The sequence below is a fragment of the Streptomyces sp. NPDC025638 genome (assembly GCF_055558775.1).
The window spans coordinates 157,593-178,859 of sequence record NZ_JBVHLX010000014.1; the positions used below are offsets into that span (position 1 = coordinate 157,593).

Here is a 21,267-nt window from a genome sequence, read left to right on the forward strand (position 1 = left end):
CAGCGCCTCGCCGGCTACGCCGACCGCAGGTCGATGACCGTGCGCAGTTTCCCGCTGGTGGGCGTGCGCTCGAACGTCTCCGTGGGTACGGTCTGGACGGTGAAGGCCAGGAGGTCCTCCGCCAGTGCCGAGGCCAGTTCGGGCACCTCGGCCACCAGAGCCTCCCTCGCCGCCTCGGGGTCGTCCGCGTACTGCTCGTCGAGCCGGACGGTCAGCCGTTCCCGGTCGGCGCCGGATTCGGCGAGGAGCTGGACCTCGCCGGGGTAGGCGAGGCGTTCCTGGGCCGCTCGCAGAATGCGCCGGTAATTGACGAAGTACGTGCCGATGCGTACGACGTCGCCGTAACGTCCGAGGAGTTCGAGCCGGGGCACGTGGCTGCCGCAGCCGCAGGGACCGTCCACGGCGCGTCCCAGGTCGCCGATCTCATAGCGCTCCAGTCGCTGTCCCGCGCGTGCGCGGGAGGTGAACACCAGGCGTCCCGGCTCGCCCGGCGGAACCGGCCGGTCGGTGTCCGGATCGAGGATCTCCAGCGTGTGCAGGTCGGTCAGCACATGGTGGACCGAGCCGTCGCAGGTGGCGCACTGGTAGCCCAGCGGGCCCAGATCGGTACTGCCGTAGGCGGCGGACCGGATCACCTCGACGCCGAACTCCCGTGTCAGCACGCGGCGTTGCTCGGTGGTGAAGTGCTCACCGCCGTAGAACACCGTCCGGATGCCGCCGTAGGCACGCAGCCGGTCGCCCTCGGCGTGGAACAGCTGCCACAGGTAGGACGGCATGCCGAAGAGGGTGTCGGCCCGGTGGGCGACCAGCGCCTCCGCGACCGCGGCGTGGTCCGGCCCCGCCGCGATGGGGAGCTGGGTGGCGTTCAGCCGCTCCAGGATGGAGAAGAAGCTGATGAAACTGCCGTACATCCCGCCGCAGTAGAACAGGTTGGCCGCCCGGTCGCTGGCCGGGTCGAAGCCCGCAGCGATCAGTCCGTCGGCCGCGGCGCGCATCTGGTTGTCGTAGTCGTCGCAGGTGAACACGGACAGCGCCGGCGCCCCCGTGGAGCCGCCGCTGCGGAAGTACAGGTGCGCGTGACGCGACTCCAGCGAGGCGAGCGTGCGCTGCACTTCCTCCTTGCCGAGCAACGGCCCGCTGGGCGCCGCGGGCAGAACCGGGGGTTCGACCAGGTCGTCCAGGCATGCCACGGTGCCGAAGTCCGTGCCCGGCGCGCGCAGGCTCACCCGGCGGCTGTAGCGCTGCAGGGCGTAGACACCGTCGTGGGGCTCACCGTCGTAGCCCTCCAGCATGGCACCGACCGGAGTGACCCGGGTGACGCCGGCGGCGAACATCGCACGCGACAGTGCGGCCACGTCCGCCCGGTCGCCACCGATCGCGGCGGTCTGCAGATAGCGGCGCATCGGCCGCAGCACCGTGGTGATCCGGTGCCGGGGCAGGGGTTTCACCCGGACGCTGCGGTGCAGGGGAGAGGCGTCGAGCGCGGGGCGGGCGTCCGCCAGCACGCGCCAGGTACCGTCCTCGGCGGCGAACACACGGGTGAGACCGAGGTGTTGTTCGAGCTCGGCGAGCCGCTGCACGGTGGTGATCTCCGCCTGCTCGGCCGGGCCGGGCGGCGGTGCGGGCAGGGCCGCGGAGACCTTCGCGAGCCGCTCGGCGAAGCGGCCCGCGAAGGCGAAGGCCTCGTCGGTGTCCTCGGTGTCGAGATACACCACTTGCGGGCTGGAGCAGGCCTGCTGTTCGAGGCGGCAGACGTCCGCTGCCAGTGCGTCGAGCAGAGCGTCGTCGTGCGCCGCGTCCCGGGTCAGATAGGCGAAGGAGATCCGGTGGCCCCATGCGACGACCCGGCAGCCCGGGGGCGCGAGTTCGCGCACCGCGCTCACGGCGTCGTCGCCGCCCCAGACCGCGATCGCGTCGGCCTGGTCGCACAGGGTCGTGAGCCACTCCCGGCGTGACGACGGGAAGCGCAGGGCGATGACCCGCTCGGAGATCAGCCCGGTCGGGTCGGCGGCGCCGAGGGCAGCGAGCAGGTCGAGGGCGAGCGCCGTGTCGGAGGTGCTCGTCTTGAGGATGTTGAGGTTTCCGGCCAGCAGGCCCTCGACGACGCTCAGCGGGGCCACGGAGGCCGCATTGCCGGGGGCGATGTGTACCAGCAGGCCGACGGGTGCCCAGGCTTCGTAGACCGTCTCGCGGGCGTCCGGCCGGGTCAGCCGTTCCGGGCGCGGGCCGCCCAGTTCCCGGCGCAGTTTGCGTTCCAGCGCCTGCCGGATGAGGGCGGTCGCCAGCTCGGCGAGGGTGGCCGTGACCTCGTCGGCGGGCAGTTGCCCGGCGAGGCGGCGGTACAGGGCGGAGCCCGGGTCGCCCAGTTCTTCGCCGACTGCGGCGCAGGCATCGAGCACGACCTCCGTGGGCAGCGGGCGCGCCAGGATGCGCCCGGCCGACTCGGACAGCCCGTCCATCCGCCGGGCGGCCTCGGCGTCGTCGACGAACTCGCCCTGCCAGAGGTGGAGTGTGGAGATAGTGGTCATGACTTTCCCTTCATCAGCTCGGCGGCGGCGACCGCGCAGCTGCGGTTGCGGCTCACCCCGGCACGGCCGTGCACGGTGAACCAGTCGGTGGACAGCGGGCAGGGGCATTCCTCGCCCGGATGCAGCGAGGCGACGTCGCCCATCACGACGCTGTGCGCCGGAACCGAGGTGATGTACGGGCTGACCAGGTGCAGGAAGCCGCGTTCCCCGTACGGCAGGGGGCGCAGCGTGGCCGGGTCGCGGACCGCCGCGCGGGACCACACGGGTACGTGCAGGCGGTGGTGTGCGCACTCGACGTACGGCACGCAGTGCTCCACGGAACCGAAGGTGTCGCGGATCCGCCCGCCCGGGATGCCGAGGCGTTCGGTGACTTCGGCACGGAAGTCGTCCTTGCCGATTTGGCGGTCCGCGTGGCCCTTCCAGCCGCCGCCGAGGACCACCAGCGATCCCTCGGGCAGCCGCAGCGGCGGCAGCCCCATCGCCCTCATCCGCTCCAGGGTGAAGTGGAGGAAGGCCGGAAAGCCGAGGATGCGGACCGGGATGTCGTCCTCGGCGTAGCGCTGGAGCGCCGCGATGCAGCCGTGCACGTCGAACTCGTGCCCGGATCCGGTGTGCCGCAGTGCGTGTGTGGTGTGCCGTGCGGGGGCGAAGTCGCACAGGTAGTTGTCGGTGAACGACGTGCCCAGCTTCAGCGACGGTGCGGGCTCGTAGCTGTAGAGCAGGTAGTTGACCGGTCGATCGGGGGTGATCCAGCCGTAGTGATCGAAGATCCGGGCCACCATGCGCTGAGCCGACCGGATCGTCCACCGGTCGAAGAACATCTGGGACTTCTGGCCCGTCGTTCCCGAAGAGGTCAGATGCAGGAACACCTCGTCACGGGGGACAGAGAGCACCTCGTGGCGCTTGAAGAAGGCGGCGGGCACCAGCGGCGTGCGCACGCCGAGTCCGACGGTGGGCGCGGGCGTCTCCGGGGGGTCCTGGAGGAGGGCGGCGAAGAACGGGGAGCGCTCGGCGTGCCAGGCGTTGGACTCGGCCATGGCGGCGGCGAACAGTTCGTCGGCGTGGGCGCCGGTGGCGTACGGCTCGGGCAGGTCGCACAGCCGCTGCACCTGGCCGAGCGCCACCGGGTCGGGGACCTCGACGGGAGCGAGATGGGGGTTCATCGGGACACCTCGTGAAGGGGCAGATAGGTGGAGGCCCAGGCGCTGAGATAGGCGCTGAGGTAGGGCTGGAGCAGCGGGCTGACGGCCGCCCTCCGGAAGTCGATCTGACGGCTGGTGCGGGAGAGCACCACATAGTCGTGGAGGCGGTCCTGGACGCGGCGCATCGCCGGGTAGACCGCACTCGGTACGAATCCGGAGGCGAGGAAGATCTCCAGGGCCTCGGTGTCGGCCAAGGGCAGGAGGGTTTCTACGTAGTCCGCGCCCGCCTGGGTGACCGCGGTCATCAGCGCCTCCAGCGCGCCGGTCAGCGCGGACGCACGCGGATGGACGGCGACCAGGGCGCAGCTGCCCGCCACCGGGTCGAGATCGGCGTACGCCTCGAATCCGCCGTCGGCGGCGACCAGGACCGTGTTGGGGGTGTGCAGAGGGAAGAAGCGGTCGCCGGGGTGGGGGAAGCGTTCCAGGAAACGTCGGCGTACGAACGCCGGGGCGGCGATCACCTCGATCGGCCCGGAACCGGCCGCCGTACGCGACCCGCCCCGCACAGGAACGCGACCCGTGCCGGCGCAGTCGATGCCGATACCGGTGGACGCGGCTGCCAGCAGCCCCGCCAGAGGTTCGGGTACGTGCTCCACGAGGGCCCGTCGCTGCAACACGCCGTCGGCGTACCGGGCGAAGAGCGCGAGACTCTCGCAGCCATCGACCTCGACCGCATTGGGCAGCAGGCCCAGCGGCCGGAATCCGTTGCGCACGACGACGTGCTGCGGGCCCTCGGTGACGACGCGCACGGTGGCGAACACCGAGTCGAGCAGGCCGGCGGCGAACGCCGCGTCGCAGACCGCGCCGGTGAGCCGTGAGGCCAGTCCGCCGCCCCGGTGGCCAGGGTGTACGGCGAGTCCGACCAGTTTGCCGATACGGCTGCCCGGGTCGGTCTGCACGACGGCCGACCCGACGATGTCCCCGCCGGGCGTGCGGGCGGTGAGCCAGTGGGCGGTGCCGTCGGTGAGCAGTCGGCGCATCACGACCGGGTCGCTGCCCAGCGGCACCGGGTAGCCGTGCCCGTACACGTCGAAGTACAGCTGCCGCAGTTCCGCGATGTCCCGGACCCCGGCTGCGGCGATGGTCGCGCTCACGGCGCCTCTCCCATCGGGGCCGGGTGCGCTGCCGCGATGCCGGGGGACGTGCGCCGTCCGTCGGGTCCCGTCCGGCTGCCGAGCCACCACAGGGCTGCCGCGACGGGGAGCAGACCGGCGCCCTGAGCGAGGCAGAGCGTACGAGCCGTCAGATGGTCGCCGAGCGCGCCGAAGACGAAAGAGGACACGGGGAACGTGGCGCCGAGCAGCGCCTGCATGACGGCGAAGAAGCCCGGCTTGTCGGCGGCGGGAACGAGCCGCTGGAACAGCCCGACGAACCGGACACCGATCACACCGACGCACCAGCCCGCGACGGTCATCGAGCCGAGGGCCACCGTGTGCGTGGCGACCAGGCCCGGCAGGCACAGCGCCATGGCCATCACGGCCAGGCAGACGCTGCCGACGGTCGTCGGCCGTCCGGGGACACGGGCCCCGGTGAAGGACCCGACGAGCGTGCCCGCGCCGAGCGCCGCCTCCAGCGCGGCGACGGTCGAGCCGGAGGAGTGCAGCACCCCGCGCGTGTAGAGGGGCATGACGACGTAGACGGCGGTGGTGAACAGGTTGGCGGCGGCGAAGCAGACCAGCACCCGGCGAATGAAGGGGAGACCGGCCAGGACCTGGCGCAGCGTTCGGCGCGCGGGCGCCGTGCCGTGCGCCGCGCCGGGGCCGACGCGTGTGCTCCCGGGGCCGTCGTTGGTCGTCCCGGCATTCGCGAAGCGGGCCGAGACGACCAGCACCGCGGCGAGCAGATGGGCAAGGCCGCAGGTGGCCACGACTCCCGCGAGGCCACCCGCGTCGACCGCGAGCGGTCCCAGCAGACCACCGCCGAGCCCGGCCATCGACTGGGTGGACAGCTCGAATCCGGTGGCCGCCTCGATGTCGGCGTCCTCGACCAGTTCGGGCACCGATGTGGTCAGACACGGGTCGAACAGCGCCTGACAGGAAGCCAGCGCCAGACCCACCGCGTACACCGCGGCCATGGGCAGTTCCCCGGTGTACGCCGCGAGTGCGGCCGCCGCGGCGACAGTGCCCGCGACGGCCGCAGCGCCGGCCAGCACCGTGCGGTGCGGGTGGCGGGCGACGACGCGGGCGACGACGGGGGCGAGCGCGACGGCGGGAAGGGTGCTCACCGTGAGGAACAGACCTGATTCCAGACCGCGTTGATCGCCGTCGGCGGCGAAGCCGACGAGCCACCAGACCGCGCCGACCTGGAACATCCGGCCGGCGGCCTGGGTGAGGAGCTGAGCGGTCCAGACCCTGCCGAAGGACGAGTTGCGCAGCACGAGCGGCAGACGCCTGCCGCGTGGCTCGGCCGCGTTCATGCGCACGGCCGCTCGTCGACGACGCGCACCAGCTTGCCGGAACGGGAGTTGACGGCGAGATCGCGGTGCCGCACCCATTCGACGGTGAGCGGATTGACGTGCCCCGCCGCGGTCGCATCCCCGTAGGCCGGGCGTTGCGCGAGCACGGCCGCGGCGACGGCAGCCCCCAACGCGCCGTGTGTGTCCTTGGGTTCGCCGGTCGCCAGCCGCAGTACGAGACCGTCCCGGCCGTCGCGGCGGCGTACCACGAGCTGCAGACCGGTCACCTCGCCGTCCGTGTCGGCGGCGCGCACGATGGCGTGGACATCCTCGGTGTGGAGGGAGACGGGACCGACCCGAACTCCCTCCTCGGCACGGCCGAGGATGCGGAAGACTCCGGCGTCGGGGTCCACCCACTCCGCCCGGTCGCCGGCCGGATAGCGCAGTACGGGCATCAACCGCCGGCGCAGATCGGTGACGACGAGCCGCCCCGGCACCCCGGCCCTCTCGACGGGCAGCTCGGTGTCGTCGTCGACGAGCTCGACGATGGTGTACGGGGCGAACGCGCGGTGGACCCGGGGGTCGCCGCCGGGCACGGCCTCGCCGAGCAGGCCCGCGTCCACGCTGGCATAGCCGAGCGAGCGGGGCTCGGCGTTCGGGAACGCGGCCCTCAGGAGCGGAAGCTGGTCGCCGAAGAGACACTCTCCGCCGAAGAAGAGCAGTTCCACGTCGGGCAGCGTCAGGCCGGCGGCGGTGAGGCGCTCGGCGAGCGAGCACAGTGTGGTCGGCGTCGAGGCGACCACCTGAACGCGGAACTCCTCCAGCGTGGTCACGATGGATTCCCAGGGCGCCGCGCCGCCCAGAGGCAGACGCACGTTGGCCACGGGGGAGCGGTGCAGTGAGTCGAGGACGAAGCTGAAACTCGCGTAGAGGTCACCCGCGTAGAACAGGTCGGCCACTCGGTGGCCCTGTCGAAGGCCCGCGTTGACGAGTCCGGCCCCGAATGCGGCGGTGAATTCCCGCCATTCCGTGCGAGTGTAGTAGGAGAACTTGGGGGACCCCGTGGTGCCGCCGCTGCGGAATACGACCGCCTCGTGCAGGGGAGCCGTCAGCAGCCTGTTGTCACGGGGCGAGTTGGCCCGCCAGAAATCCGCCTGGGGCACTATCGGAAGATCCGTGAGGTGCGCCACATCGTCGGGGAGGCGCGAGTAAAGGTGCTGGTAGAACGGCGAGTTGTGGCGTGCGAAGCGTATGAGCTCCGCCAATGGTTGAACGGGCATCAATTCCTGCTTGAAGATGTGAATCGCCGGCATGCGAAAAGGCACGACGGGGTGCGGCGGATGGGTCCGCTCCGGCAGTTCGGAGAACCATTTCATCAGCCGATGTGGCGCCAGCGTATCTCACTATTCGGACGCCGCTTGCCAACTCGCCATTCAGGTGAAGAGCTTCGGAGCTGCGGACGGGACATTGCCGATTTCGGTTCCCGGCGAAACGGAGATCGTGGTCACATGCCGGCCCGTTTTCGGTTCGGCTGCTACTGAGCGCAGACGTCACCTGAGAGCGCCGAGGACCGGCGCGACATGGGTCTCTGTCACCGCTCCACTCCCTCAGGGGGTTTGACGGGCAATAGGGCTTCCGTGTGGAACCGCAGAGCTTTGCCCTCGTTGAGGAACGTGGACGTGTCTGTAGCCCTCCTTCTGGGTGAAGGAAACAGCACAGGCAAGAACACCAGGGATCGAGTGGCATGGGTTTGACCAGCGAAGCGACCGTGTACGTCACGGCGGCCGTGGCCGTCGTCTGTGTGGCTCTGCTGGTCTGGCTGTGGCCACAGCTTGCCGGCCGCGGGCTGCGGCACGTGCTTGGACGGCTGGCGGCCATCGGAGTGACTCAGACGGTGATCATCGCGGCCTTCGCCTGCTGGCTGAACTCGTCGTACCAGTTCTTCGGATCGTGGGGCGAGCTCTTCGGCGACACCGAGACGGCACCCGTCGGCGTGACGCAGGCGTCCATCGGCCACGGCACGGGGAACGGCCCCACGGCGAAGGGGGCGCTGGTGCAGCCCGCCACCAGCGAGCAGTTGAACCGGGTCAGCGGACTGCCCACCGGTCCTGCCGCGGTGAACGGCCGGGTGGATTCCGTGAAGGTCATCGGCCGCCGCACGGGCGTGGTCGACCCCGCGTTCGTCTACCTGCCACCGCAGTACTTTCAGAAGGCGTACGCCAGGCAGCGCTTCCCGGTGATCGTGACGCTCAGCGGTTACCCCGGCAGCATCTTCAATCTCGCCGAGCACCTGCGGGTGTCACAGACCGCCGGGGAGCTGCAGAAGAGCGGCCGGATGCAGCCGACGATCATGGTGATGATCCGGCCGACGATCGCTCCGCCGCGTGATACGGAGTGCGTCGATGTGCCGGGTGGACCGCAGACCGAGACCTTCCTGGCCAGGGACCTCCCGGAGGCACTGAAGTCCGCCTACCGGGTGGGCCACGACGCCAGTGCCTGGGGTGTCATGGGCTATTCGTCCGGCGGCAGTTGCGCCCTGCAGCTGACGATGCGCAATCCTGGTGTGTACACAACGGCCGGCGCCCTGTCGCCCGACTACAAGGTCAAGGACGACCCCACGACCGGCAACCTCTTCGGCAGTGGGCCGGGTCGCGTCAACCGGGTCAACGAGCACGATCTGATGTGGCGGCTGAAGCACCTGCCCGCACCGCAGGTCTCCGTCCTGGTCGCCGAGAGCAAACACGGCGAGCGGGGTTACCCGCAGACGCTGGCCTTCATCAAGGCCGTCAAGGCACCCATGCGCGTCGCGTCGATCCAACCCGACCAGGGCAGTCACAACTTCCCGACCTGGGTACGGGAGATGCCCGGCACCCTGCAGTGGATGAGCCGGCAGCTGACCTTCCCCCAGGACGTGGTGCCCCGGCACCACCCCAAGAAGAGCGCAGCGCCGGGAACCGCGTCCATCGGCCGACGTCCTTGAGGTCCGTGGCGAGAGTGTCGGCGGCCTGCATACTCGATCACGACGCGTCCGCAGGTGTCCTTCGGACAGAGTGACTGTCCTGAGGGCGTCGTCGACTGTCGGGGTGGGCACGCGCACGTCGGAAGCGGCGGCGGGTCTATTGCCGTTGGTGGCGTCGGGTTACTCGGCGCCGGCGAGGATCTCGGCCAATGCCGTAACGGCCTGTTCGGCGTCGAGGCCTTCGGCGCGGACGGTCACGGTGCTGCCGACCGTGGCGCCCAGACCCATGACGGCGAGGACACCGGTCGGATTGACCGTCCGGTCGGCATACTCCAGCTGTATGGCACTGGTGAATGCGGCCGCGGCCCGGGCGAGTTGGCCTGCGGGTCGGGCATGGAGGTTGGCGGGCAGGATGACAGCCGTCTCGTGCTGGGACGCGGTCGTGGCGCCAGTGGTTGTGGAGTCAGAGCTTGTGGACATGGCGGGCCTCCTTGGCGGCCTCGGTGACGGTCTTCAGGTCGGCACCGGATGCGGCGGTGACGACGGCTGCGACGGCTCCTTCGACGAAGGGGGCGTCGACGATCAGCACGTCGGGGCGGGGGTGGTCTTCCAGGACGGTGCGGGCGGTCAGCACGGAGCTGCCGAGGTCGGGCAGGACGACGACGCCCTGGCCGTGGTCGACGCTGCGGATGGCGGCGAGGACGAGGTCGTAGCTGGTGCCGATGCGGCCGTCGTCGGTGCCTCCGGCCGTGGCGAGGGGGACGGTGTCGGAGCCGATCTGCTGCACCAGCAGGCGAAGGCCCGAGGCGAGCTCGGCGCTGTGGGACACGAGTACGATGCCGACAGATGCGCTCATGAACAGTTACCTTAAATCTCGGAACGCTGTTCATCAATGCTGAATCAAGGAGAATTTTTCGATGGTGCAGGCGGTACAGCGGGCGGTGCAGATCCTGCGTGAGCTCGCGTCCACCGGGCCCCGGCTGGGCGTGACCGAGCTGGCGGACCGCCTGGGCGTGGCCAAGCCGACCGTGCATGCGCTGCTGCGCACGCTGGAGGCCGAGGGGCTGGTGGTGCAGGACCGGCACAGCTCGAAGTACCAGCTCGGCCCGGACCTGGTGCAGCTCGGCAACGCCTACCTGGACACGCAGGAGTTGCGCACCCGCTCGCTGACCTGGGCGGACCAGCTTGCGAACCGGGCGAACGAGGCGGTCTGGGTGGCCGTGCTCAACGGTGACCACGTCCTGGTGGTGCACCATGCCTTCCGGCCCGAGGGCGCGGTGCAGATCCTTGAGGTGGGCGCCAGTATTCCGTGGAGCACGTGTGCCCTGGGCAAGGCCATCGTGGCCTTCGTTCCGGCTGACGAGCGGCAGCGGCTGCTCGCGGCCGAGCCGGCCGTGCTCACCGGCGCCAGCATCACCGACCCGGAGGTGCTGGCGGGTCAGTTGAAGGAGGTCCTCAGGACCGGGTATGCGGTCGAGGACCAGGAGTCGGCCATCGGGGACGCGGGCATCGCCTCTCCTGTCTTCGACCGTTCCGGCGAGGTGGTCGGAGCTCTCGGCATCATCGGCCCCGTCGAGCGGCTGCTGGCCGAATCGGCACGTCAGGAGCTTGCGGTCGCCGTCCGGGAGACTGCCCGCAACCTCTCCCGTGACCTGGGTGCCCCTCGTGGCGCGGCCGCACGCACCACGATGACCTGACCAGCTGGATGCGCCGGGTGGCGGTCGTGCTCCGTCCCGTACGCCGCCCCTGATCGAGGCCCCTCGGCTCGCCGCCGTGGGGCCTTCTTCCTGTTGTTGACGGGCGCGGGGGCTGCCGAACCTCTTGACAGGCCGGAAACGCCCCCTTAATTTCCGGAACAACGTTCATCCATAGTGAACAACCCGCCAGTGAACAACCCGCCGCCGGATGCTCAAAGCTGTCCGGCTTCCCCCTGAGCGGCCGCCAGGCTGCCCGACCCCGACCACCTGGCGGCCACCTCCCTTCACAGCCCGCCCCACGCGGAGGAGGTGAGACGCCCGAGCCGCCGCTTCGGCGCTGGGCGCCTTTCATGGAAGAAAACACCTACCCACAAAAGCTTGTGGCCGAGATGCTGGGCACCGCGATGCTGGTGTTCATCGGCGTCGGTTCGGTCCCCGCAACACTCATCGTCAACGGCAAGGCCCCGTTCACCTTCGCCGACCTGGGCATGATCTCGCTGGCGTTCGCCACCGTGGTCATCGCGATGGTCTATGCGATCGGCCATGTATCCGGCTGCCAGATCAACCCGGCCATCACCCTGGCACTGGCCGCGACAAGGAAGATGCCCTGGCGGGACGTACCCGGCTACGTCGCGGCCCAGGTGGCCGGCGCGGTGCTGGGCGCACTGGCCATCGTCGGGGTGCTGGGGAAGAAGGCGGTCGACGTCGGCCTCGGCATCGCCGCCTACGGCAGTGGAGTCGGCGCCGGCCAAGCGTTCTTCGCCGAAGCCGTAGGCACCTTCATGCTCGCCTTCATCGTCTTCGGGGCCATCGACCGCCGCGCGTCGGGCGGCTTCGCCGGTCTGGCCATCGGCCTCGGCGTGTTCGCGATCATCATCCCGGTGGCGCCGGCCACGGCGGCGTCCATCAACCCTGCCAGGACGCTCGGTCCGATGATCACCGGCCGGCTGTTCGGGGGCACGGTCCACTGGGACCAACTGCCGGTCTACCTGGCCGCCGAAGTGCTCGGCGCGGTTGCCGCAGGCACCCTCTACACCGCCCTCAACTCCCACCGCACGGCCACCACCGCAGGCGCGGCCCGGAACCAGGTGGCCGAACCCGCTTCAGCCGAAGGAGCCCTGTCATGAAGAAGTTCATCAACGCCCCTGAGGCGGTGCTGGCCGAGGCACTGTCCGGGATCGCCTCCGCCCACCCCGGACTCAAGGTCGACGCGGAGAACAGGGTGATCTCCCGCGGCGACGTCGGCAGCAGCAGGAAGGTGGCCCTGGTCTCCGGCGGCGGTTCCGGGCACGAACCCCTGCACGGCGGCTTCGTCGGACTGGGCATGCTCGACGCCGCCTGCCCCGGCGAGGTCTTCACCTCGCCCGTGCCCGGCCAGATGGTGGCCGCGGCCCAGGCCGTCGACGGCGGCGCGGGCGTGCTGTTCGTCGTGAAGAACTACACCGGCGACGTCCTCAACTTCCAGATGGCCGCCGAACTGGCCGCCGAGGAAGGCATCACCGTGGAGACCGTCCTGGTCGACGACGACGTCGCCGTCCAGGACTCCACCTGGACCGCCGGGCGCCGCGGCACCGGAGCCACCGTCTTCGTCGAGAAGATCGCCGGCGCGCTCGCCGAGCAGGGCGCCGACCTCGCCGCCGTGGCGGAGATGGCCAAGCGGGTGAACGCCGCCTCCCGGTCCTTCGCCGTCGCACTGACCGCCTGTACCACCCCGGCCTCCGGCAAGCCCGGTTTCGACCTGCCCGAGGACGAGATGGAGGTCGGCGTCGGCATCCACGGCGAACCCGGCCGCCGCCGCGAGAAGCTCCGGTCCGCCAAGGAGATCGTGGCGACCGCGCTGGACGCGATCCTCACCGATCAGCCACTGACGACCGGCGACGAGACCATCGTCATGGTCAACGGCCTGGGCGGCACGCCGCTCATCGAGTTGTACGTGGTCTTCAACGAGGTTGCCGCCGTACTCGCCGACAAGGGTGTGCTCGTCGCCCGCACCCTCGTCGGCAACTATGTGACCAGCCTGGACATGGCGGGCGTTTCCCTCACCGTGTGCAAGGCCGATGCCGACATGCTGTCCCTGTGGGACGCTCCCGTGAACACCCCGGCCCTGCGCTGGGGCATCTGAACCGAGCCGGGGGCGGGGCCGCGCCACACGCGAGGGCCGGGCCGGAGCGTTCCCGCTGCCGGCCGCCCGCCCGGACCGCACCCCTCGCGCCCCTGCCCCGCCCCCGGCTCACTCCACCGCCAACCGACCCCGTACCGACCACGAACGGAGACTCCGTGGACACCGACCTCGCCCGCACGTGGGTGCAGGCCATCGCAGCCGCCGTGGACAAGCACAAGGACCACCTCACCCAGCTCGACTCGGGCATCGGCGACGCCGACCACGGCACCAACATGCACCGCGGCTTCTCCGCCGCCGTCACGGCCTTGGCCGACTACGAGCCGGACACCGTCGGGGCCGTACTGGTCAAGGCCGGTACCACCCTCATCTCCACCGTCGGTGGCGCCTCCGGTCCGCTCTACGGCGGCGCCTTCCGCGCCATGGGCAAGGCCCTGGACATCCCCGCCGCCGACACACAGCAGTTGACTGCCGCACTGGCTGCCGGCCTTGCGAGCATCCAGAAGCTCGGCGCCGCCGCGCCCGGCGACAAGACCATGATCGACGCCTACGCCCCCGCACTGGCCGCCTTCCAGCAACAGGCCGACGCCGGAGCCGACATGGCCGCCGCGGCCCTGGCCGCCGCCGACGCCGCCGAAGAGGGCATGCGCGCCACCACCCCGATGCAGGCCCGCAAGGGCCGTGCCTCCTACCTCGGCGCCCGCAGCATCGGCCACCAGGACCCGGGAGCCACCTCCACCGCCCTCGTCTTCCGCGCCCTCGCCGAGACGCTGGGGGACCGATGACCGACCGTCGCACCTACACCGGGCACGCCGCCGCACCCGGCACAGCCCTGGGCTTCATCCACCGCACCGACCGGCCGCCCACCCGAACGGCGCTGCCCCACCGCACCAGCGGCAACCCCACGCGGCAGATCACCGACGCCTTCGACGCCGTCGCCACCCGCCTGCTCGACCTGTCCGCCTCGCTGCGCGAACAGGGCAAGGACGAGCAGGCCGACATCATGGAGGTCAACAGTTACATCGCCCAGGACCAGGATCTGCGCGACCAGGCCGTCAAACGAGCGGACGGTGGCCAGCCGGTACCCGTCGCCGTGCGGCAGGCCATCGACGCGTACGCAGGAACCATCGCCGCCCTGGACGACCCCACCCTCGCCGAACGCGCCGCAGACGTCCGGCAGGTCGGCCGCCGTGTCCTGGCCCACCTCCACGGCGACACCAGCCCCGCCCCCGACCAGCCCCTCGTACTGGTCGCGCACGAGATCGGCGCAGCCGACCTGCTGGAACCCGGCCAGACGGTGACAGCGGCCATCTCCGTGACCGGCGGCCCGAACTCCCACGCTGCGATCGTCGCCCGCTCGCTCGGCATACCCTTCCTCCTGGCCGTAGACCCCCAACTGCTCGAACTGCCGGACGGACAGGAGATCCTGCTCGACGCCGATCAGGCCAGCGCGGTCGCCCACCCCGACGACGACGAACGCGCCAGGGTCCTGCACGCAATGGAGACCGCCCGAACCCGCAGACTCGCCCTCGCCGAAGAGCGTCACCTGCCCGCCGAGACACTCGACCAGCACCGCATCGTTCTGCGGGCCAACGTGGCCACCCCGGCCGAGGCCCGCGCGGCCCTGACCACGGGCGCCGAAGGCATCGGCCTCCTCCGCACCGAGCTGCCCTTCCTCAACCATCGCGCCTGGCCCACCCGCGATCAGCACGCGGCCACCCTCGTCCCCGTCCTGCGCGCTCTCACCGGGCAGGTCGTCACGGCCCGCACGCTCGACTTCGCCGACGACAAGCTCCCGCCCTTCCTCGCCCCCGGCCAGGGTGCGCGGATCGGCCGCGGCCTCCCCCTCATGCTCGCCCAACCGGACGCCTTCGCCGACCAGTTCCGCAGCCTGCTGGGCGCCGGAGCCGACACCGACCTGCGCATCATGATCCCCATGGTCGCGAGCGTCGACGAACTGCACGCCTGCCGACGCCTCCTCAAGGCGGCAGCTTCCGAAGTCGGCGTCCCGATGCCATCGCTGGGCATCATGGTGGAACTCCCCGAAGCCGTTGCCGCGGTCGACGACCTCGCTCGCGAAGCTGCCTTCCTCTCCATCGGCAGCAACGACCTCACCTGCCAGATCCTGGGCCTGGACCGGCGCGACCCCACCGCCACCCCCGCCATGGCGGCACACCCCGCCGTCCTCGACGCCATCGCCCGCGTCGTCACCGCCGCCCACCGCCACGGTCGTCAGGTCTCCGTCTGCGGTGACGCCGCCGCACACCCCCTCGTGACACCCGTCCTCATCGGCATCGGCTGCGACAGCCTCTCGGTCGCCCCCGCAGCCCTCGACGAGGTCCGGGCCCGCATCCGCCGCCTCCGCCACGACACCTGCGCCTCCCTGGCCGCCGTCGCCCTCACCCGCGAAACCCCCGAGGAAGTCTGGCGCCTCGTCGAGCAGTGTTGCCGGCCGTCGCTGCCCTGACCCGAGCCGCGCACAAGGCGATGGCCGCTGCTGCTCCTGACCGGCCCTATGCCGCTATGCAGTTGCCCTTGTGCGCGACGGCGCTGTCACTCGGTTCTCGACGCTCAACGCCCCAGCGTCGTGCAATGGCCTCAAGGCGTTCGAGTTCGCGTCGCGCTGCGGTCGGGTGTGCGAGATCGAGGGCCATCCCGGCGCGGGCGGTGATGTAGAGGATGCCCTGGCGGGTGCTGCAGTCGAGGCCGGGGGCGGACTGGAGGCGGCGGCCGGTGACGCTCAGGAAGATCGCGATGGTCTCGAGTTCCTCGCGCACGTGCACGGGCAGCACCTGCCGAAGTTCGTCCTTGGTGTAGTCGCGCGCCTGCTTGTCCGCCTCGCAGGGGCTCGGCGCCATGGGTGCCCAGGGAAGGCCGACTTCTCGGGCGTCGTCGTACATGTCCGCGACCGAGGCGCGTGCGGAGGCGGGATCGTCTTCGGCGGCGGCCGCGCGGGCCGCCTCCAGGGCGGAGCGAAGCCGGGTACGAGCCTGAGGATCCTCGCCGGTGCGGGCGTCGAGATAGCCGGACCACACGTCGAATGCCTTGGTCAACTCGGCATCCAGCATGATCTTGTACACGTCCGGCACTCCGTCGCCCCTCCCATCGAACCCGTCCCGGCATGGACGGCAGCGGACACGATAGAACGGGCGCCGGGCGCACTGCCTGCGAATTACCTTGTGGCCGCTGCCCGGGCGGGCACCCCGGCGTGCTGCGGGCGTCAGGCCCGGTTGATGGGTCCGTGCAGGAGCGGCTGTGGTTCACCCGGCCTGCCCGTAGTTGGTGAAGAAACTGACGAGGCTGTGCGGGGCATTGTCGTCGAGACACAGCTGGTGGACCTGGAGAGCCTCGGCGGCAGCGGCGGCACTGCGCGGGAAGAGATCCTCCTCGTACGCGGTGAGCGCGGCCTCGACGTCGTCCGGTTGCGCGGCGAGGGCGTTGCCGAGTTCGGCGCCGTCGTACATGGCGAGATTGGCTCCCTCACCGGACGGGGCCATCAGGTGGGCGGCGTCGCCGAGCAGTGTCACGCCTGGTACGCGGCCCCAACGGTGCTCGATCGGCAGGGCGTTGATGGTGCGTGGGACCGGGGCGGTCTCGCCATCCGTGATCAGGGCGCTGAGTTCCGGGGCCCAGTCGTTGAACTCCGCGGCGATGCGGGCCGTGGCCGTGCCGGCGTCGGTGAAGTCGATGGCGTCCATCCACTCCTTCGGTTTGCTGAGCGTCACGTAGGTGTGCAGGACGCCGTCCGGCTCGCGGTGGGCGGAGATCCCCTTGCCGGGGGCGAGCGCGAAGAGGGAGCCGTCGCCGACGACTCGGGTGCTGGCCGGGTGGCGGTTCTCGCAGTCGAACAGGTAGGTCTCGATCAGGGATGTGCCGACGTACTCGGGCTTGGCGTCGGACAGCAGCGGACGGACCCGCGACCATGCTCCGTCCGCGCCGACGAGCAGGCTGCTCGTCACGGTCGCTCCGTCCGCGAACGTCACCTCGTGCTTGCCGCCCCCGAGGGGCCGGACTGTGGTGACCTTGCGTCCCCACTGGATCGTGTCGGCGGGCAGCGAGTCGAGCAGGATCTGCCGCAGAGCGCCGCGGGGCACCTCCGGACGCCCGCCGGTGCCGTCGTCGGGCTCGTCCAGCAGGACCGTTCCGTCCTTGTCGAGTACCCGCGACGCCTCGGCACCCTCGTGGACGATGCCGAGGAACTCCTCGAACAGCCCTGCCGCCTTGAGCGCGAGCTGCCCGTTGGAGTCGTGGATGTCGAGCAGGCCGCCCTGGGTGCGATCCGCCGGCGATGTCTCCGCTTCGTAGACCGTGGCACGGATGCCGTGGACGTGGAGGACACGGGCGAGCGTCAGCCCTCCGAGCCCCGCGCCGATGATCGTGACCGGAGTGGTCATGGTGCTTCCTTCCTGATCGCGGACCGCTGGGCGGACACCCGGCGGGGAATCCTGGAACATCGTTCCAGCGCGTTTAGAGTGGAACGGCGTTCCATGCATTGTCAAGCCGGAACGATGTTCCAGGATGGCTAGAATGGAGGCATGGCAACCAGGGCGCGTCGTCCGGAACGACGGCAGGAACCGCTCTCCCGGGAGCGCATCGTCCGCGCTGCGGTGGAACTCCTCGACACGGTGGGCGAGGGTGGTCTCACGTTCCGCGCACTGGCCGAACGGCTCGCGACCGGCCCTGGGGCGATCTACTGGCACGTCACGGGCAAGACCGAACTCCTCGCTGCGGCCACCGACGCTGTTGTCACCACCTCCATCGCCGCCGCCGACACCGACGCGACGCCGCAGGAAGCGATTCGTGGGCTCGCGTTGGGCCTGTTCGACGCGATCGACGCCCATCCATGGGTCGGCACGCAGCTCGCCCGCGCGCCCTCGCAGCCGCCGATGCTCCAAGTCTTCGAAGGCATCGGTCGCCAGGTCCAGGCACTTCAAGTGCCCGAAGCCGCCCAGTTCACCGCGGCGTCCGCGCTGATGAGCTACATCCTCGGAGTGGCGGGCCAGAATGCCGCCAACGCCCGAGCGCACCAGCCGGACACGAACCGGACCGAGTTCCTCGACGCCGTGGCGACCGCATGGACAGAACTCGATCCCGACCAGTACGCGTTCACCCGAAGTGTCGCCGAACAACTGCGCAAGCACGACGACCGAGCAGAGTTCCTCGCCGGCATCGATCTCATCCTCACGGGAATCACCGCCCGCCGGTAGCGGACCGGCCGACCCCGCATCCCAGCTACCACTGGGACGGAATCGGTCCTGCTGCCCGAGCCGTCAGGAGCCGGCGTCGGCGCGTGAGACGAGGTCGGCGATGCGGGCCCACATCTGCTGCGGGCTGGAATACATCGGGAAGTGGCCGCAGTGCTCGATCCGGGCGAGTTCGACGCCGCCTTCGGCCAGGTCGGGGAGAGAGGACAGGGCGTCGTTCTGCTCCCCGTACATGAACATCTCCGGTACGGGGAGTCCGAGGAACCGGTCGAGCAGCTCGCCGTGGTCGGAGAGGTCGGCCATGGACTCGAAGATGGGCCTGACCGCTCCGGCACGGACCTTGTAGGAGCGAGCTGACGTCGGGGAAGACGAACATGCCGCCGTCGGGCAGCAGGCAGTCGATGCCGTCGATGCGGTTCAGTGCCACCACGAGCAGCGCGCGCCGGTGTCGCTCAGGGCAGCGAGGGCGGCCCGCTGGTTGACGGTCGGGACATGGGTGATGGTGCGGGACACGTGCGGCCGCGCTGAGGCGATGATCTCCGGCGGGGCCGCGAGCCAGCCGACGCGCCAGCCGGTCATGGCGTGTTCCTTGGACACCCCGCCCACCACGACGGTACGGCCGCGCGCTTGCGGAGCCACCCGCAGGATCGACCGGTAGGTACCGGTGTAGTCGAACGCCCGGTAGATGTCGTCGCTGATGACCCAGATGCCGTGCCGCTGCGACTGGGCGATCGTGCGCCAGACCGCTCCGGTGCGCGGCACCACGGCGACCTCGCTCTACGCCGACCGGTTCGTCGGGGCCCTGCCCTTGCACCACCCCGCCGCCGATGCCTCCGGCCCGCTGGACCTGGCGGACCTCTCCAGCAGCCCATGGGTGTGGCTGCATCGCCACATCTCGCCCGACTACCACGACGCCATGGCGACCATGTGCCGGGCAGCCGGATTCAGCCCTGTCCCGGCCCACTGGGCACGGTCGGTGACCTCGCAGATCGCCATGGTCGAGTGCGGGCTCGGGGTCACCGTCGTGCCCGCCGCAGCGTCCACGTCACGCCCCGCCGTCCGTTTCCGACCGCTCCGTCACGCGACGGCGACCATCGAGCTCACGGCCATGACGAGAGCCGACCCCAGTGCACTGGCCGAACGCCTCACAGCCATTGCGACGCAACTGACCACGGCGCAGACACCGCCGCCGCACGACTGACTTGGGATGGCAGACGTGCTCGCGCGAGGCTCACCGGAGCCGAGCCGCATGCTTCACAAGGGTCGACGACATCGAGTGCTGACCCGCGCAGCCACCGCACCGCATCACAGCGTCGCGGTCGTCCCCTCCCCGGACGCGCTGCCCGCGAGCCACTGGTCCCAGCCGAGGTTGAAGTCGGCGTAGCCGTTGTCGGCCGGGGCTTTGGCACGGGACGAACCGGTGATGGTGACGGGGTCGCCCTGCTTGACCTGGCCGTAGAACCACTTGGCGTCCGACATGGACAGATGGACGCAGCCGTGCGAGCCGCGGGCGCTGCCGCTGCCCGGATTGGGGTCGCCGGTCGAATAGTGCACGTACGTGCCGGACTGGGTCAGGTGGACGTCCCAGGGCAGCGTGAGGTCGTAGTAGTTGGGGCTGCCCTTGTCGCAGCTGATGCCAACGCTGCAGGAGGTCATGTGGACCTTCTCCTGCTTGTCGATGACGGCCATCGTGCCGTTCCACGTCGGATACTGAGGGCTGCCCGCATTGATCGACAGGGTGCGCAACTGCTTGCCGTTGCGGGTCACCTTCATGGTGTGGCCGGTCACCGAGACATCCGCGCGCACGTCGTCGCCGACCTTGAAGGTGTGCGTGTAAGTGCGCACGCCGTAGCGCCCGTTGCCGTTGCTGACGCCCTTCATGTCAGCGTCGATCTTCACCGTCGTGCCGGAGGGCCAGTACGCCTTCGGTCGCCAGTCGGCGCGCCTGTCGCCGAACCAGTGCCAGGCGCCGGCCACCGGCTGCGAGGCGCTCACCTTCATGTGCTTCTCCACCGTGGCCCGTGCCTTTGCCGACACCGGGTTCGTGAAGACCACCGAGATCGGCATGGCCACGCCGACCGTGGTTCCCGTCTGCGGAGTGATCGTCTCCAGCAGCATCGGCGGGCCCGCGGGCTTCGTCGGTGACGGAGAGGCGCTCGCACTCGGCTTGCCCGACGCCTTTGAGTCGTCCCCGCTCGCCTTGTCACTGCCGCCCGCGCCGCAGGCACTCGCGCCCACCAGCATCGCACCCGTGACCAGTGCGATCCCTATGCTGCCGTTGCGCCGTCCCACGCCCTGCCCCGCTCTCTCGTTCCCCGGCCCTCACGGGCCCGACTCTCTGTCAGACAGTGAAAGTGGGGGCCGCAGTTGCATGCGTCGCGTAAAGCGTGTCTCAAAACTCGGTGTGCACCGTCGCACCGTCGGATCGGCGACGATGAGGGGCGCGTCATCGTCGCCTCGCGCGCAGGGGCACATGGTGCGCTCGTGCGGTCACATTCCGATGAAGCTCACGGTTTCTGTCATGTCCGCCCGCCCGGTACGCAGCCGTGGCACGCCTTCCTTCTCGAATCCCACCGCGACACCGCAGAAGAGGACGAGCCCGTCATCGGCACCGACCATCTGGCTGACAGTCCTGCGATACATCGTCCACATCACCTGGGGGCAGCTGTGCAGCCCTTCTGCCCTGAGCAACAGCATGACCGTCTGCAGGTACATCCCCGCATCCCCCCACTGTCCGGGCCCCATCGCCCGGTCGAGGTAGCAGAACAGTACGACCGGCGCACCGAACGCCTCCGAGTTCAAGGCAGCGATCTTTCTGGGCCGTTCGAGGTCGTCGCGCTCGATTCCCAGCGCGTTGTAGCGCTGGGCGGCCGCGGCGGAAAGGCGGTCCAGATACGGCGAGGTCAGTTCGGCCGGGTACATCGGATACTCCCGCTCATCACCCGGATCTCCCGCCAGCGCCCTGGCCGTTGCGCGCCTCTTCAGCTCGGCCAAGGGCTCGCCGGTCACGACGTACGCATGCCACGGCTGGAGGTTCCCACTCGACGGAGCCCGCGTCGCTGCGGCCAGCACTCGCTCTAGGATCGCTTTGGGCACCGGTTCGTCGCTGAACGCCCGCACGGCCCGGCGACTGTCCACGGCCTCATACACATCCACGTCTTCT

At 70.3% G+C, this 21,267-nt stretch carries 21 protein-coding genes; 8 read left to right on the top strand and 13 right to left on the bottom strand.

The features are described from left to right. Positions 1-14: 14 nt before the first annotated feature. Genes ACZ4EG_RS32715 through ACZ4EG_RS32735 form a run of 5 tightly spaced genes read right to left on the bottom strand, consistent with a single transcriptional unit; the run spans position 15 to position 7,405 of the window. Positions 15-2,528 carry an acyl-CoA reductase gene (locus ACZ4EG_RS32715; RefSeq protein ID WP_467793188.1) on the bottom strand — a complete coding sequence of 838 codons (2,514 nt, stop codon included), beginning with the start codon at positions 2,526-2,528 and terminating at the stop codon, positions 15-17. Further along, positions 2,525-3,691 (bottom strand): LuxE/PaaK family acyltransferase, encoded by a 1,167-nt coding sequence (locus ACZ4EG_RS32720; protein ID WP_467793189.1) that lies wholly within the window; start codon positions 3,689-3,691, stop codon positions 2,525-2,527. Before ACZ4EG_RS32720 ends, ACZ4EG_RS32715 begins: the two co-directional genes overlap by 4 nt. Further along, complete coding sequence (locus ACZ4EG_RS32725) at positions 3,688-4,824, bottom strand: GNAT family N-acetyltransferase (RefSeq protein ID WP_467793190.1); 1,137 nt, start codon at positions 4,822-4,824, stop codon at positions 3,688-3,690. The genes ACZ4EG_RS32720 and ACZ4EG_RS32725 overlap by 4 nt, the downstream gene beginning before the upstream one ends. Then, the gene (locus tag ACZ4EG_RS32730) at positions 4,821-6,146 is read right to left on the bottom strand and encodes an MFS transporter (protein WP_467793299.1); all 1,326 of its coding nucleotides are present in this window, start codon (positions 6,144-6,146) and stop codon (positions 4,821-4,823) included. The genes ACZ4EG_RS32725 and ACZ4EG_RS32730 overlap by 4 nt, the downstream gene beginning before the upstream one ends. Then, positions 6,143-7,405 carry a phenylacetate--CoA ligase family protein gene (locus ACZ4EG_RS32735; RefSeq protein ID WP_467793191.1) on the bottom strand — a complete coding sequence of 421 codons (1,263 nt, stop codon included), beginning with the start codon at positions 7,403-7,405 and terminating at the stop codon, positions 6,143-6,145. The genes ACZ4EG_RS32730 and ACZ4EG_RS32735 overlap by 4 nt, the downstream gene beginning before the upstream one ends. 464 nt (positions 7,406-7,869) lie before the next feature. On the opposite strand from ACZ4EG_RS32735, the gene ACZ4EG_RS32740 reads away from it, so the two are divergent. Next, entirely contained in the window at positions 7,870-9,105 is a 1,236-nt protein-coding gene (locus ACZ4EG_RS32740; protein ID WP_453553026.1) for an alpha/beta hydrolase, read from the top strand. Between the two features lie 159 nt (positions 9,106-9,264). On the opposite strand, the gene ACZ4EG_RS32745 is transcribed toward ACZ4EG_RS32740, so the two are convergent. Both ACZ4EG_RS32745 and dhaM read right to left on the bottom strand, forming a co-directional pair. Next, on the bottom strand, positions 9,265-9,564 hold the full coding sequence (locus ACZ4EG_RS32745; RefSeq protein ID WP_467793192.1) for an HPr family phosphocarrier protein: 300 nt from the start codon (positions 9,562-9,564) through the stop codon (positions 9,265-9,267). Further along, on the bottom strand, positions 9,548-9,940 hold the full coding sequence (dhaM, locus tag ACZ4EG_RS32750) for a dihydroxyacetone kinase phosphoryl donor subunit DhaM (RefSeq protein WP_467793193.1): 393 nt from the start codon (positions 9,938-9,940) through the stop codon (positions 9,548-9,550). The genes ACZ4EG_RS32745 and dhaM overlap by 17 nt, the downstream gene beginning before the upstream one ends. 61 nt (positions 9,941-10,001) lie before the next feature. On the opposite strand from dhaM, the gene ACZ4EG_RS32755 reads away from it, so the two are divergent. The 5 genes from ACZ4EG_RS32755 to ACZ4EG_RS32775 all read left to right on the top strand — a co-directional run bounded on the left by ACZ4EG_RS32755 (position 10,002) and on the right by ACZ4EG_RS32775 (position 15,367). Beyond that, positions 10,002-10,781, top strand: a complete 780-nt coding sequence (locus ACZ4EG_RS32755; protein WP_467793194.1) for an IclR family transcriptional regulator — start codon at positions 10,002-10,004, stop codon at positions 10,779-10,781. A 389-nt stretch (positions 10,782-11,170) separates the two neighbouring features. Beyond that, complete coding sequence (locus ACZ4EG_RS32760; RefSeq protein WP_467793300.1) at positions 11,171-11,908, top strand: MIP/aquaporin family protein; 738 nt, start codon at positions 11,171-11,173, stop codon at positions 11,906-11,908. Then, complete coding sequence (gene dhaK, locus ACZ4EG_RS32765) at positions 11,905-12,903, top strand: dihydroxyacetone kinase subunit DhaK (protein WP_467793195.1); 999 nt, start codon at positions 11,905-11,907, stop codon at positions 12,901-12,903. Before ACZ4EG_RS32760 ends, dhaK begins: the two co-directional genes overlap by 4 nt. 155 nt (positions 12,904-13,058) lie before the next feature. Continuing rightward, positions 13,059-13,685, top strand: coding sequence for a dihydroxyacetone kinase subunit DhaL (dhaL, locus tag ACZ4EG_RS32770; protein WP_467793196.1), 627 nt, complete (start codon positions 13,059-13,061; stop codon positions 13,683-13,685). Then, positions 13,682-15,367 carry a phosphoenolpyruvate--protein phosphotransferase gene (locus tag ACZ4EG_RS32775; RefSeq protein WP_467793197.1) on the top strand — a complete coding sequence of 562 codons (1,686 nt, stop codon included), beginning with the start codon at positions 13,682-13,684 and terminating at the stop codon, positions 15,365-15,367. Before dhaL ends, ACZ4EG_RS32775 begins: the two co-directional genes overlap by 4 nt. 46 nt (positions 15,368-15,413) lie before the next feature. On the opposite strand, the gene ACZ4EG_RS32780 is transcribed toward ACZ4EG_RS32775, so the two are convergent. Together ACZ4EG_RS32780 and ACZ4EG_RS32785 are read right to left on the bottom strand one after the other, a co-directional pair. Then, positions 15,414-15,980 (bottom strand): hypothetical protein, encoded by a 567-nt coding sequence (locus ACZ4EG_RS32780; protein ID WP_467793198.1) that lies wholly within the window; start codon positions 15,978-15,980, stop codon positions 15,414-15,416. 180 nt (positions 15,981-16,160) lie between these two features. Beyond that, on the bottom strand, positions 16,161-17,294 hold the full coding sequence (locus ACZ4EG_RS32785) for an FAD-dependent oxidoreductase (protein WP_467793199.1): 1,134 nt from the start codon (positions 17,292-17,294) through the stop codon (positions 16,161-16,163). 141 nt (positions 17,295-17,435) lie between these two features. Between ACZ4EG_RS32785 and ACZ4EG_RS32790 the strand changes: the two genes are divergently transcribed. Continuing rightward, positions 17,436-18,107: a TetR/AcrR family transcriptional regulator gene (locus ACZ4EG_RS32790; protein ID WP_467793200.1), complete on the top strand. Its 672-nt coding sequence runs from the start codon at positions 17,436-17,438 to the stop codon at positions 18,105-18,107. 63 nt (positions 18,108-18,170) lie between these two features. Here ACZ4EG_RS32790 and ACZ4EG_RS32795 read toward each other — a convergent pair whose 3' ends face one another. After that, a complete protein-coding gene (locus tag ACZ4EG_RS32795) occupies positions 18,171-18,407 on the bottom strand; it encodes a hypothetical protein (RefSeq protein ID WP_467793201.1) in 237 nt (78 codons plus the stop codon). Positions 18,408-18,521: 114 nt separating this feature from the next. Then, entirely contained in the window at positions 18,522-18,866 is a 345-nt protein-coding gene (locus tag ACZ4EG_RS32800; protein ID WP_467793202.1) for an aminotransferase class I/II-fold pyridoxal phosphate-dependent enzyme, read from the bottom strand. Between ACZ4EG_RS32800 and ACZ4EG_RS32805 the strand changes: the two genes are divergently transcribed. Further along, the gene (locus ACZ4EG_RS32805) at positions 18,856-19,305 is read left to right on the top strand and encodes a LysR family substrate-binding domain-containing protein (protein ID WP_467793203.1); all 450 of its coding nucleotides are present in this window, start codon (positions 18,856-18,858) and stop codon (positions 19,303-19,305) included. The two genes, ACZ4EG_RS32800 and ACZ4EG_RS32805, sit on opposite strands and share 11 nt — an antisense overlap. Positions 19,306-19,409: 104 nt before the next feature. Here ACZ4EG_RS32805 and ACZ4EG_RS32810 read toward each other — a convergent pair whose 3' ends face one another. Together ACZ4EG_RS32810 and ACZ4EG_RS32815 are read right to left on the bottom strand one after the other, a co-directional pair. Further along, positions 19,410-20,348 carry a L,D-transpeptidase gene (locus ACZ4EG_RS32810; RefSeq protein ID WP_453553301.1) on the bottom strand — a complete coding sequence of 313 codons (939 nt, stop codon included), beginning with the start codon at positions 20,346-20,348 and terminating at the stop codon, positions 19,410-19,412. Between the two features lie 246 nt (positions 20,349-20,594). Then, positions 20,595-21,260, bottom strand: coding sequence for a nitroreductase (locus tag ACZ4EG_RS32815; RefSeq protein WP_467793204.1), 666 nt, complete (start codon positions 21,258-21,260; stop codon positions 20,595-20,597). Positions 21,261-21,267: the final 7 nt, after the last annotated feature.